The following is a 12,804-nucleotide window of genomic DNA, read 5'->3' as shown; positions in this document are numbered from 1 at the left end:
GAATATCCTGTCAATTGATCAGTTCCTCGCTGTCGGGATCGAAGAGCACGACCTTCGATCTGTCGACGGCGAGTGTTGCCGAGGCGCGCGCGTTCACCTGCTTCGGGGGCAGCCGCGCCGTGACCTCCACGCCACCGAGCTGGAACACGGCCAGCGTATCGGCGCCTGTCGGCTCCACCACGTCGACCTCGATGGAGATTGCGCCCTGCGCCTGCCCGTTTCCGACGCTGAACATTTCGGGCCGGATGCCTATGAGGACCTTGCGGCCGGCATATTTGGAGGCAGCCTGGCTGGACAGGTGGATTCCTGGAATGCGCACTGCCTGCCTGTTCGCCATGTCGATCACAGCAGTCGCGCTACCGCCCTCGACTTCGATTTTCCCCGGAATGATGTTCATCGAAGGCGAGCCCACGAACTTTGCAACATAGACGTTCGCCGGCCGGTCGTAGACCGTCTGCGGATCGTCGAGCTGCTGGACGACACCGCCCTTCATCACGGCCACGCGGGTCGCCAGGGTCATCGCTTCGATCTGGTCGTGTGTGACATAGACGATCGTCGTGCCGAGCCGCGCGTGCAGGCGCTTTATCTCCGTGCGCATGTCGACACGGAGCTTCGCGTCGAGGTTCGACAGTGGCTCATCGAACAGGAACAGCTTCGGTTCGCGCACGATGGCGCGTCCCATCGCAACGCGCTGGCGCTGGCCGCCCGACAGTTGCGAGGGCTTGCGATCCAGAAGATGGATGATCTGCAACAGGTCCGCGGCAGCCCGAACGGCCTTGTCGCGCTGAGCTGGCGGTACCCCGCGGATCTTCATGCCGAACTCGATGTTCTGGCGAACCGTCATCGTCGGATAGAGCGCATAGGACTGGAACACCATGGCGATGTCCCGATCCTTCGGCGACAACTCGTTCACGATCTTTCCGGCAATCCGGACCTCGCCCCCCGAGATGTTCTCCAGACCGGCAATCATGTTCAGAAGCGTCGACTTTCCGCATCCGGACGGGCCGAGAAGGACGAGGAAGTCGCCCGTGCCGATCGAGATGCTCACCTCCTTGAGGACCTCGAGATTGCCGTAGGTTTTGCGAACGCGATCGATTTCAAGAGTGGACATGGGATCAGCCTTTCACAGCGCCGGCCGTCAGTCCGCGGACGAAGTAACGCCCTGCGACGATGTAGACCAAAAGAGTGGGGATGGCGGCGATCATGGCCGCGGCCATATCGACGTTGTATTGTTTGCGCCCGGTGGTGACGTTGACGATGTTGTTGAGTGCAACCGTCATCGGGCTGTTGCCACCGGATGTGAACGAAACACCGAACAGGAAGTCGTTCCAGATCTGCGTGAACTGCCAGATACAGGAGACCACGATGATCGGGATCGATGTGGGCAGGATGACACTCCAGAAGATCCTGAAGAAGCCCGCTCCGTCCACCATGGCCGCTTTCGTGAGCTCGTCTGGCAGCGAGACGAAAAAGTTCCGGAAAAACAGCGTCGTAAAGCAGATGCCGTAGGCGACATGGACAAACACGAGGCCCGGAATGCTGCCCGCAAGCCCGAGGAGCCCCAGCGTCCGCGCCATCGGGATCAGGATCGCCTGATAGGGCAGGAAGCATCCGAAGAGCAGCAAGCCGAAGACGAGGTTTGCGCCAGGAAATCGCCACTTCGTCAGAATGTAGCCGTTGATGGCGCCGATGCCGGTCGAAAGGACGACGGCCGGAATGACCATGAGCAGCGAGTTGGCGAAATAGGGCTTCAGACCCGTGCACTCCGTGCCGATGCAGGCTTCGGACCAGGCGGCACGCCAGGCGTCGAGCGTGATCGTTTGCGGCAGTCCGATGAAGGAGCCGCTATAGATTTCATCGAGCGGCTTGAGCGAGGTCACCACCATCACCCAAAGGGGCATCAGGTAGAGAGCCGCCATGGCACAGAGTGGACCATAGATGAGCAGGCGACCGAAACGTATGCGAGTTTTCCGCGGGAGTGCCTCGTCGATCGGTTTGTGCTGCGCGAGGGCGTTAGCCATTGTTGCGCTCCCGAAGTTCGGAATAGAGATAGGGGACGATGATGGCCGCGACGGTCATGAGCATCATGACGGCGCTCGCCGCCCCGACGCCCATCTGGTTCCTGCGGAAAGTCGCGCTGAACATGAAGGTCGACGGAAGTTCCGTGGCCGATCCCGGACCGGCATTCGTCAGCGCCAGCACGAGGTCGAAGCTCTTGATGGCGATATAGCTCAAGAGAACGATGACGCTGAGCATCGCCGGGCGCAGCATCGGGATGATGATCTGCCGGTAAATGAGCGGCAGACCGGCGCCCTCGATCTGCGCAGCCTTGATGACCGAGTTGTCGATGCCTCTGAGGCCGGCCAGGAAGATCGCCATGGCGAACCCCGAGGATTGCCAGACGCCAGCAATAACGACGGTGTAGATCGCCATGTTTGGATCGGTGATCCAGTCGAAGGTGAAGCTCGTCCAGCCGAGTTCGTTAATGACCTTCTGGATGCCCAGACCCGGGTTCATGATCCATTTCCATGCCGTCCCGGTAACGATGAACGACAGTGCCATCGGATACAGATAGACCGCCCTCAGGAATCCCTCCGCCCGTATATTCTGGTCGAGCAGAATCGCCATCAACAGGCCGATCCCGGTCGAAAGGAACAGAAAGAGCGCGGAGAAGATGAACAGGTTCGCGACGGCAGTGTGCCAGCGCGGCGTCGCCCACAGCCGGACATATTGCTCCAGACCCGCGAAATCGTACACCGGCACGAACCTCGAGGAGGTGAAAGAGATCACGCCTGTCCAAAGAATGAACAGGTAGACCGTAACGATGACGACGAGCAAGCTGGGAGCGACGACAATGCGTGGAAGCCAGCCTGCCAATCGTGATGAAAAACTCTTGGCGGCGTTCATGAGCTAGCTCCGATGACCGGGTCCAATGAGGGGGCCGGATGCCGAGGGCACCCGGCCGGTGTGTCAGCGGGCGTTGTCGATGCCTTCGACGAGCATCTTGACCGCGTCATCCGAAGACATGTTGCCGACGAAGAATTGGGCGGCGACATCGCCGAAGACGGAAGCGAATTCCGGCTTGGCGGCGAAGCCGTGCGTCATCGCGCCCAACATGCTGCCCGCCTTGATGGCTTCGGCACGCTCATTGAAGCCGAGTTTCGCGCAGTCATCGAAATCGTCCACGGAGACATCCGTCCGCGCCGGGATGGAACCCTTGATCAGGTTGAAGCCCTTCTGCACCGCGGGATCCATGATCGTTTCAGCGAGAGCCACCTGGGCGTTCTGGACAGTCTCGTCCTTCACGGTGAACATGCCGAAGCTGTCGATGACGTACTGGAATGTCGGGACCTTGGCCGGCGTCGCGAAGCAGTAGAAATCGGCGTTCGGCTTCAGCCCCTTGGCTAGGAATTCGCCCTTCGCCCAGTCCCCCATGAACTGCATCGCGGCCTCGCCGTTGATGACCAAGCCGGTGGCGACGGCCCAATCCCGGCCGACGAAATTGTCATCGACGAGGCCACGGACCTCGCGCAGCGTGTCGAATACCTTGACCATCTCCGCACTGTTCAGCGCCGCCGGATCGAGGTCGATTGCTACCTTCCTGTAGAATTCCGGCCCGTACAGGTCCGACAGCAGCGCATCGAAGATGATGCCGATCTGCCATGGCTCGTCGCCCATGGCGACCGGCGTGATCCCTTTCTCCTTGAGCTTCTTCCCGGCTGCGATCAGGTCCGCCCATGTCTTCGGAACGGCGATGCCGGCCTCGTCGAAGATCTTCTTGTTGGCCCACACCCAGTTCTGCCGGTGCATGTTGATCGGTGCCGCGATGAAGGCGTCTCCCGAGGTTACGAATGTGAGCAACTGCGGGGGAAGCGCCTCACGCCAGCCGCCGTCCTCGGCAAGGTCGTTCAGATCGCGAACGACGCCCTGTTCGGCCCATTGGGGACCTTCCCAGCCGAGAAACTGCATTGCGCCGGGCGGGTCGCCGGAAGTCAGGCGCGACCTCAGCGCCTGCTGCGCGTTTGCGCCGCTCATGCCTCCGACGGCGGAATCCTTCCACTGGAAACCCTTGCTCTCCAGGTCCTTGCGAATGACGTTCAAAGCGTCCACTTCGCTTTGCGAAACCCAGTGGTGGAGAACCTCGATCGTGCCTTCCGCACGCGCGGCCGCCGGCACCAGCATCGTGGCAGCGACGAGACTTGCAAGAAACTTCGACATCAATGTATTCCTCTCTGGTTACGGTTGATCGCAGGCCCTTGGCGGGCTCTTTTGCGAGAATTGCTAGTTGGGATCTGCCGGCATGGCGTATCCGACGTTCTTGCGGCCGTAGCGGCGAACGCGAATATTTGATTGCTCTGCGTGGCCGGCAAATCCTTCCATGAGGCAAAGTCGCGAGCTGTATTGCCCGATCAGAGCGGATGCCTCGTCCGTCTCGATACGTTGATAGGTGCAGGTCTTGAGGAACTTGCCGACCCAGAGACCGCCGGTGTAGCGGGCAGCCTTGTTCGTCGGCAGCGTGTGGTTCGTACCGATGACCTTGTCTCCGAAGGAGACGTTGGTGCGGGCGCCGAGGAAGAGCGCGCCGTAATTCCTCATGTGATCGAGGAAGTAACCGGGATCCCGGGTGAGGATTTGAACGTGCTCGGAGGCAACCCGGTCACCTTCGGCGACCATCTCCTCGACCGTGTCACAAAGAATTATCTCGCCGAAGTCTTCCCATGCCTTTGCCGCTATCGCCGCCGTCGGCAAGATCTTCAGCAGGCGGTCGATCTCGCTCAGGGTATCGCGGGCGAGCTTTTCCGAGTTCGTGATAAGAACCGCGGGCGAATTCACGCCGTGTTCGGCCTGTCCCAGAAGGTCGGTCGCGACCAGTTCACCGTCGACGCTGTCGTCGGCGATCACGAGGGTTTCGGTCGGCCCGGCGAAAAGATCGATGCCCACCTTCCCGAAGAGCAGGCGCTTCGCCTCGGCCACATAGGCGTTGCCGGGACCGGCAAGCATGTCGACGGGTGCGATCGTCTCCGTCCCGTAGGCCATGGCCGCGATCGCCTGGACACCGCCCAGGCAATAGATCTCGTCGGCGCCGGCGAGTGCCTGGGCTGCGACGATCTTCTCGGAGATTTTTCCCTGAAACGGTGGTGCGCAGGTGATGACGCGCTCGCAGCCGGCAACCCGCGCCGTCAGCACCGTCATATGCGCCGAAGCCAGCAGCGGATACCTGCCACCGGGGACATAGCAGCCGACATTCTGGATCGGCACGTTGCGATGACCCAGGATCACGCCGGGAAGTGTCTCGACCTCGAGATCGGTCAGTGTTGCCTTCTGCGCTTCCGCGAACTTTCTGACCTGGTCCTGGGCGAAATCCAGGTCTTCGCGCTCACGCTTGGTCAGCGAGTTGATGGACCGTTCGATCTCTTGCTCCGAAAGGCGATAGGATTGGCGATCGAGCCTGTCGAACTCAATCGACAGTTCGCGTACTGCCCCGTCCCCACCCTTTTTGACCTTTGCGAGAAGCGCTTCGACTGCTTTCGTCACCGCGCTGTCGGTACCGCCTTCTTCTACGGAGGCCTGCGCTGATTTGATGTGCCGTATCATGACAAAGACTCTTCGTTTACGGTCGCCGCAAGCGCCGCACTCTCAAGATTAGGGATGATGAGGTGCGAGGGCGGCGCTTTCGCCCCCTCGCGTCGCTCTGCTTAGAGATGCTGCTCGCGTGCGCGCATCTCGGCGTAAGCAGCCCGTTCCTTCTCGTAGTAGGCCGGCGACGGGAAGTCCCACCAGCCGGTGGCGAACGGACCTGCCGCATCGCGGGATACGATGACTTCGACCAGGGCCGGACCGCCGCATTCAAGCGCCGCCTTCAGGCTGCTTTCGAGATCCTCGCCCTTCTCGACCTTCCAGGCCTCCAGGCCAAAAGCCCGTGCCGAGGCGGCAATGTCGGCCGAATAGGGCTCGCCATTGCCGGCGTGACGATTGAACTCCGATGCAATGTGACGCCCCATGAACTTGCGCTGCCCGCCGCGGATCGACATGTAACCCTGGTTGTTCAGCACCAGGAAGACCACGTTGATGCCGTTCATTGCTGCCGTGCCCATTTCCGGGAGCGACATCATGAAGTCGCCATCACCGACGATCGCAACGACCTGTCGGTCGGGGCAAGCGAGCTTCGCGCCAAGTGCGGCCGGCACCGCCCAGCCCATCGGGGAATAGGAACCGGAGGTCAAATGGGTGCGCGGCTCATAGACCGGGAAACTTTGCTTGACCGACCCCTGCGTGTTGCCCGAGCCGACCACGACGATGCCATTGCGGTCGAGCACCTTGCGAAGCGCCATCAGCGGTCGTTGGGAGGTAAACGGCGTTTCGCGGCTGTTTTCGCGGGGCTCAACCTGAGCGCGCCAGTCGGCCTTTGCCTTTTGGATGTCGGCAAGAAACGTTTCGCGACGTGACAGCATCTTCTTGGAATCGGCATCGGAGATCATGGCCAGCAGCGCTTCGAGAGCGACCTTCGCATCCGAAACGATGCCGACTTCGGTTTCGTAGTTCTTGCCGATCTCACGCGGATCGAGATCGATATGGATGAGCTTTGCCGATGGGATCGAGAACGACACACCCTTGGCGTAGGACGATGCCGACCAGTCGGTGAAGCGGCAGCCGACCGAGACGACGACGTCGGCGGACGCTGTGATCTTGTTGCCGCAGGTCGTGCCGGTCTGGCCGACCGCGCCGATGAACAGCGCGTGATCTTCCGAAATCGCACCCTTGCCGTTCCAGGTGGTCGACACCGCGGCGCCGAGCTTTTCGGCAAGGCGGGTCAGCTCGGCCGAGGCGTCTGCGGTGATCGCGCCGCCACCTGCGACAATGACCGGACGCTCGGCGTTCAGCAGGACCTTGATGGCCGCCTCGATCGCCTTCGGGTCCGGATAGGCCACTCCGATCGGCAGGCGCTTATCGAGCGGGTGAATGGTGACGTCTGCCGCTTCAACCTGCACATCCATCGGCACTTCGACGTGGACGGGACCCGGACGGCCCGTCATCATCGCGCTGAAAGCGCGGTGCATGATGCTCGGCAGGACCTCGACCGAATTCGCTTGCCAAGCGCGCTTCGTCACCTGCTCTGTGATGCGCGGGAAGGCGTTATCCTGCTGGCGCTCCAGTTCCTGCATCGTGCCATGACCATGCATGTAGGTCTGCGGCGAACCGGAAACGTAGAAAAGCGAGGTGGAGTCGCAATAGGCGGTTGCGAGACCGATGATCGTGTTTGCGGCACCCGGACCAACCGAGGTCGAGCAGGCCATCGGGCGTCCCGACGCTCGAAAGTAGCCATCCGCCATGTGCACGGCGCTCTGCTCGTGCATGACCTGGATGAACGGGATCTGCGAACCTTCTTCAAGAAAGGCGTCAAAAAGGGACCAGATGCCGTGGCCCGGAACGCCGGCCACATATTCCACTCCATATTCCCTCAACGCTTTCGCGACGACTTGACCGCCCGTGAGCTTCATCTGATCAACCCTCCTCGGTGTGTTCCTTGTGTCGAGCCTTCGCGCTTGGCTCTCTCGACCATGGAAGAAACAGTCCGCGTTTCGGGTGAAGCTTACAAGTTCGCAGCACACGAATAGCTGACGCAAACCGAAGCAAGATCTGCGGAGGTCTGCATCGCTCTCCCTGCGAGACTCGGTGCCAGCTCCGTGCCGGACGACTATCGGGCCGCTTGAAAACACCGCCTCAAAAAGAGTTCGCGACTAGACGCACTGTGCGCGTATACTTGCGCGGTTAATCAGAGTCCCGCGCAATAGGCATTTCTTTCCTGTCGTGGCTTCCTATGGCGAAAGTAGCTTTTGCAGGAGGAGTTCGCCGTGGAGAACAAAATCAGAGATCTCGCATTCGCCGACGAGTTCATTTACGCGAAACTCATCGAAAACCTCGTTGACTATGAAGTCGAGGACGCAATCGTCGTCAACCTGAGCCCGCGGCCGCTTGTCACCGGCGACGAACATCCGGCGATCGTACCCGCCTGGAAATCCACCTGGCTGCGCGGCGGGCGCATCAAGAGCGCCGACCGTGTCGCGCTGGTAAAGGTAAAGCGTGCGACCAATCTTGGCGGAGCCATGTTCCGGGGCTGGGACTGGTTCGGCAACCGGATCCGCAGTTTCCCGCGAGACACTCCCCTTTTCATCTCGAAGCAGGACGAGGTTGGCTCGGTCACGACAGATCCCCGCGTGTTCACGAATGAGCGCTCGGCCCATGAGGCGCCGCAGCCCTTCACGCTCAAGCTTAATCTCTGGTGGTCGCCCGGCGATACGGACTGCTTCATTCACAATGAACACCCGTTTCTGGAGACACATACCCAGATCCATGGCTCCGGCAGAATGCAGAAATTCAGAGAACGTGACCCGTCGACCTTGTATGAGGACGTGGTGATGCCCGTCGGCTACTCGCATGATCCATTCTGCAGGGTAACCGGAAAGAACGAGTGGACCTATCCCTGGCATCGTTATTACGCCGATACCGATTCCGTCTGGCTGGCGGTGGAATTGCATCCTTGACGAACAGGAGCCCGGCTCTTTCGGTCGTGCCTCACCCCATCTGGATCATGTCGGATCCGTCACCCAGATACTGCAGGGCTTCACGGGGTATGGACGGGTCGTTCCGGTCCATGACGGTCAGCTTGTTCAGGTGTTCACGCTTCAAAAGGCCTGGTCCGCGGTAGTGGAGCGCTACTTTGGTGGAATATGGAGACCTGAACATGTTCGCGGCGATTCCGCTCGCGATGCCGAACATGAAGTTCTTGGAGTTTCGTTTTACTTGAGCGTAAACGCCGAAGGTCATCTCGTTGCGTTGGATTCCCTCGAAATCGGCCGTGAAGACGCGATCCGCGACGGGAAAACAAAAGCCATAGTATTTAAACACGTATTCTGTTTTCTTGGGATCATCGAAGCTCGGGAACCGCTCGACATAATAGTGCTGAAGGAACTCCTTGTTGCGATAGATGCAGAAGGCGGACCTTAGGACGAAACCCCTGTAGATAGAGGAAAACTGATATCTGTCATAAACGCCCAAAATATCGCTATCGAGAGAATTGTTCTCGACGATCATGTTCGACACGAAACGCGAGAACTCCGGTAGCTGGCGAGCGGTGGACATGGCATGGAAGAAGTTCCCGTCGACCAATGTGCGAAACTCGTCCGGATCCGAAAACAAGATTGGAACGCTGAGGCCGAAGTAGTTCGCGATCATCCTCAGATTTGAGGCCGAGGGAACGTGCGCACCAGACAGGTATTTGTTGAACTGCTGCCGGTTGAGGTTGATCTTTCGGCAAACGGCCGCAATCGAACCCTGCCCTTCGCATAGGGTTCTGAGATTCGCCGCCAGGGCCGCGGCATTTCCCCCGAACTGATCCATTCTTCTAAGCATCCGCACTGAAGCAACGAGAAGCACATTCTACTTCCTTTCGCGAAGGACTTCAATAGGATGCGAAATTGCTCCGCGAGCGAGTTGGCCGCACTGTGCCCGAAAGCCGACACGCGAGGCGAACCATGAGATTGCGACAGAACGCCGTAGAAGGGTGGTCCGTCATGGGCACCGGGACGATCGCAACCGAGCACATGGTTGCGGCCATCCGCGCGATGGGGCATTCGCCGCTTTGGGTGGTGAGCAGAGACCAAGCCGATGCCCTCCATTTCGCCAATGACTTGAGCATTCCCCAGGCCACGACGGACATGGAGCGGGTCTGGTCGGACCCGGCAGTCAAGTTCGTCTACATCAGCGCCTCGCTCAAGCGTCGGCAACACTACATTGTTGCAGCCGCTGATGCCGGGAAACACATCCTCTGCGATGGGCCGCTCTCGGAAGACAGTAAAACCGCAAGACTGCTCGTCAGCCACTGCTCGGAGCGCGAAGTCGTGCTCGCAGTCAATCAGACTCCTCGTGCCTCGGCTGTCCATCAGACGATGCGGCGGCTCATTCTCGAAGGGGAGATCGGTGCGATGCAGTCCCTGTCGATTCTGCGCGGCGGCCCGTTCCAGCCTCCTCCAAATCGCAGGGGCGAGATACTTGGGAACGGCAACGTATTCCTTGACATCTCGACCGAGGACATCGATCTCGCGCGCTTCCTGACCGGTCGCGAGCCCATCGAGGCGGTAGCCTTAGCCAGGGAATCGAATGGCGCGCCCTACCATCTCGCCTATACGATCCGCATGGAGGACGGCAGCCTCCTGCAGGCGCATGAAAGCTTTGGCACGGCCGACATGGAGAGCATGGTGGTGGCAGCCGGTACCGATGGCGTGCTGATCGCCAGCGGTACCCTGAGCTCGCGCGGTTCCGGCGTTCTGATGCGCAGGCTCGCGGGCCGCAATGAACTCGTTCCCGTGCGTGATCGCGACCTGCACACGACGACGCTGGAGGATTTCGTGGCGGCGGCGAAGCAACGAGCCTCCCCACTCGCGACAGGCCTGGACAGTCTCGCGGCGCTGGTGGCGACCGAAGCGGTGGCTTCTGCGGCAAGAAGAGGCAGGGCGGTGGCGATCCGGACAGGATCAGAGCAGAAAAGGTGACAATCAATGACCAAACCGAACCAGCTCCTGCTGCACTCGCTTGTGGCAAAACACGCGACTCTCGCGATGGATCTCGACATCGCGGAAGGCGTCGGCTTCGACGGGATTGAAGCTTCGGCGACCAAGCTCAGGGCTTTTCTGGATGTAGGCTTTTCCGAGGCGGAGTTGGCTGGGCTGCTCCAGGGCGTCAACATTCCGGGCATGGGCTTCCTGATCGACATAGAGCGGCAGGGCGAGGCGAGGAAGGAACTCATGCGAGAAGCGGAAGAGCTCTTCCGTCTCGCTTCCGTGGCCGGGGCGAAAGGGGTTCAGGTGCTGACAGGCCCCGTCAATGTGGAAGCCGTGCTGCGTCACCGGCAAGGCAGCCCTGTGGATCTTTACAGCGGATTGCTGGGCCGAACGCTCGAGGAGCAAATTTCCCTGACCGCAAGAAACCTCGCCGAAATCGCCGACCTCGCCCGCAGCCATGGGCTTCTCCTGTACCTCGAGGCGCTTTCCTGGACGCCGCTCAACACGATTGAAAGGCAACTTGAGACCATCGATCGCGCCGAGCGCGACAACGTTCGGATGGTGATCGATTTTTGGCACTGCTACACGTCCGGAGACACTCCCGACGACGTCGCGCGACTCGACAAGGGCATCATCTATGGCATCCACGTGTGCGACTCATTACCTTTTTCCGGTGGCATTCCAAACGAAGTGGTCTTGAGAGATGTCCCGACGGGCGCAGGCGCAATCGACCTGAAGCTCTGGGCTGACGCGGTCAAGGCGACCGGTTACGACGGCTGGTGGAGTTGCGAGCTCTTCTGCCGAAAACAACAGCAGCAAAACAGCTACGACGTGGCGCGTGAACTGCACGCACTGATGTCGATGCTCGTTGCAGGCTGATTCCCGGTCGCAGCGACGGGGATCACTCGGGTCACCATTCGCAACAGACCGTTGGCAGTGCGTCTCATTGCGTCATGTATCTTCAGGATGAGAAAGCGATCCGCGCCCCCGAATGCCCTATCTTGAGTTCGACAAGAGCGGGGGAGGAAAACTTGAAACCTCACAGGATCAATTCGCAGGCCGTCCCGGTTGCGCTATGTCTTCTCTCCTCCCTTGGCCTTTGGTTACTCCCGCTTCTGGGAGGCTTCTCCGCCCAGCTCGCTTCCCTTTACGAGCTTCAGGCCGCCCTCAAGAGAGAGGCAATGGTGTCTCTTTTCGAGGGGAAATAGGAAACTCGATTGCCACCTGCTGTACGTTGCCAAATCGCAAAAGGTGGCAGGCGGCGGCGGGTTCCTCCCCACCGCCGCCAACCTCTTCTGACTGCAGTCTATTACGTAGGATAGGATCACTTCGATGACCGAGCTTCCCCCAGTTTCGTTTCTCCATCGGCTTGCCGACGCGGCTTCCAGGGAAACTCTGCCTCGCTTTCGCACCGAGCTCGACGTCGAGGGGAAGTTCAGGCCCGGCTATCGCTTTGATCCGGTGACTTTGGCCGACCGGGAAGCCGAAAGGGTCCTGCGCGAGTTGATTTCGTCGGAGTACCCGGATCACGCGATCCTCGGCGAAGAGTACGGGGAGACTGGCACCGGACCGTGGAAGTGGGTCATTGATCCGGTCGATGGCACGAGACCCTTCATCTGCGGCATCCCGGTCTGGGGAACGCTGATCGGTCTGACGCTGGAGGGCCGCAGCGTCATGGGCATGATGAGCCAGCCCTTCACCAAAGAACGCTTCTGGGGCGACCAGCAAGGAGCGTGGGCGCAGGACTCGTCAGGTACCCGGCGCATGAGGACCGGGTCCACGACAGATTTGTCGCGAGCAATCCTGCACACGAACTCTCCCGAGCGGTACGGGGATTTCCCGGACGTCCACTTCGAACGCCTTCGCGACCGCGTCCGGATGACGCGTTACGGCGGCGAATGCTATGCCTTCGCCATGCTCGCAGCGGGTCAGATCGATATCTGCCTGGAACTGGAGCTGCAGCCCTACGACATCGTGCCATTGATACCGATGATCGAGCAAGCGGGCGGTGTTGTAACCGGATTGGCAGGCGAGCGCCCGGAAGGCGGCGGCCACATTCTGGCGTCCGCAAATGAGGCTCTGCATGAGCGTGCGCTCAAAGCGTTGACAGCACAAGAATAGCCTTCGTCATACAGGGGGGTGACTGCCGCTGGACCTGGGGTGGTGAACCGGCGGCGATTGGCTCGTTCAGCCAGATACGCCGCGCCGCGCCAGAACTGCTAACAGGGCCCTCTCCACAAATTCC

General features: G+C 60.3%; 11 protein-coding genes. 4 read left to right on the top strand and 7 right to left on the bottom strand.

Translation table 11 applies throughout. The features are described from left to right. Positions 1-10: 10 nt before the first annotated feature. The 6 genes from J2Z31_RS27525 to J2Z31_RS27500 form a co-directional block, all read right to left on the bottom strand. Complete coding sequence (locus J2Z31_RS27525; protein ID WP_209606684.1) at positions 11-1,111, bottom strand: ABC transporter ATP-binding protein; 1,101 nt, start codon at positions 1,109-1,111, stop codon at positions 11-13. Positions 1,112-1,115: 4 nt separating this feature from the next. Beyond that, positions 1,116-2,021 (bottom strand): carbohydrate ABC transporter permease, encoded by a 906-nt coding sequence (locus tag J2Z31_RS27520; RefSeq protein WP_209606682.1) that lies wholly within the window; start codon positions 2,019-2,021, stop codon positions 1,116-1,118. Continuing rightward, positions 2,014-2,907: a carbohydrate ABC transporter permease gene (locus tag J2Z31_RS27515; RefSeq protein ID WP_209606680.1), complete on the bottom strand. Its 894-nt coding sequence runs from the start codon at positions 2,905-2,907 to the stop codon at positions 2,014-2,016. The genes J2Z31_RS27520 and J2Z31_RS27515 overlap by 8 nt, the downstream gene beginning before the upstream one ends. Positions 2,908-2,970: 63 nt before the next feature. After that, the gene (locus J2Z31_RS27510; RefSeq protein WP_209606678.1) at positions 2,971-4,218 is read right to left on the bottom strand and encodes an ABC transporter substrate-binding protein; all 1,248 of its coding nucleotides are present in this window, start codon (positions 4,216-4,218) and stop codon (positions 2,971-2,973) included. Positions 4,219-4,281: 63 nt separating this feature from the next. Then, a complete protein-coding gene (hisD, locus tag J2Z31_RS27505; protein WP_209606676.1) occupies positions 4,282-5,595 on the bottom strand; it encodes a histidinol dehydrogenase in 1,314 nt (437 codons plus the stop codon). Between the two features lie 101 nt (positions 5,596-5,696). Next, entirely contained in the window at positions 5,697-7,499 is a 1,803-nt protein-coding gene (locus J2Z31_RS27500) for a thiamine pyrophosphate-binding protein (RefSeq protein WP_209606673.1), read from the bottom strand. A 354-nt stretch (positions 7,500-7,853) separates the two neighbouring features. On the opposite strand from J2Z31_RS27500, the gene J2Z31_RS27495 reads away from it, so the two are divergent. Beyond that, positions 7,854-8,543, top strand: a complete 690-nt coding sequence (locus J2Z31_RS27495) for a hypothetical protein (protein ID WP_209606671.1) — start codon at positions 7,854-7,856, stop codon at positions 8,541-8,543. A gap of 31 nt (positions 8,544-8,574) precedes the next feature. On the opposite strand, the gene J2Z31_RS27490 is transcribed toward J2Z31_RS27495, so the two are convergent. Then, positions 8,575-9,399, bottom strand: coding sequence for a helix-turn-helix domain-containing protein (locus J2Z31_RS27490; RefSeq protein ID WP_209606669.1), 825 nt, complete (start codon positions 9,397-9,399; stop codon positions 8,575-8,577). 134 nt (positions 9,400-9,533) lie between these two features. On the opposite strand from J2Z31_RS27490, the gene J2Z31_RS27485 reads away from it, so the two are divergent. The 3 genes from J2Z31_RS27485 (at position 9,534) to hisN (ending at position 12,680) form a co-directional block, all read left to right on the top strand. Then, positions 9,534-10,550, top strand: a complete 1,017-nt coding sequence (locus tag J2Z31_RS27485; protein ID WP_209606667.1) for a Gfo/Idh/MocA family protein — start codon at positions 9,534-9,536, stop codon at positions 10,548-10,550. A 6-nt stretch (positions 10,551-10,556) separates the two neighbouring features. After that, entirely contained in the window at positions 10,557-11,438 is an 882-nt protein-coding gene (locus tag J2Z31_RS27480) for a sugar phosphate isomerase/epimerase family protein (RefSeq protein ID WP_209606665.1), read from the top strand. Between the two features lie 453 nt (positions 11,439-11,891). Next, the gene (hisN, locus tag J2Z31_RS27475; RefSeq protein ID WP_209606663.1) at positions 11,892-12,680 is read left to right on the top strand and encodes a histidinol-phosphatase; all 789 of its coding nucleotides are present in this window, start codon (positions 11,892-11,894) and stop codon (positions 12,678-12,680) included. Positions 12,681-12,804: the final 124 nt, after the last annotated feature.

This window comes from Sinorhizobium kostiense (assembly GCF_017874595.1).
Taxonomy (GTDB): Bacteria; Pseudomonadota; Alphaproteobacteria; order Rhizobiales; family Rhizobiaceae; genus Sinorhizobium; species Sinorhizobium kostiense.
The sequence above is the reverse complement of the archived record's forward strand: the minus strand, read 5'-3'. Positions and strand labels throughout refer to the sequence as shown.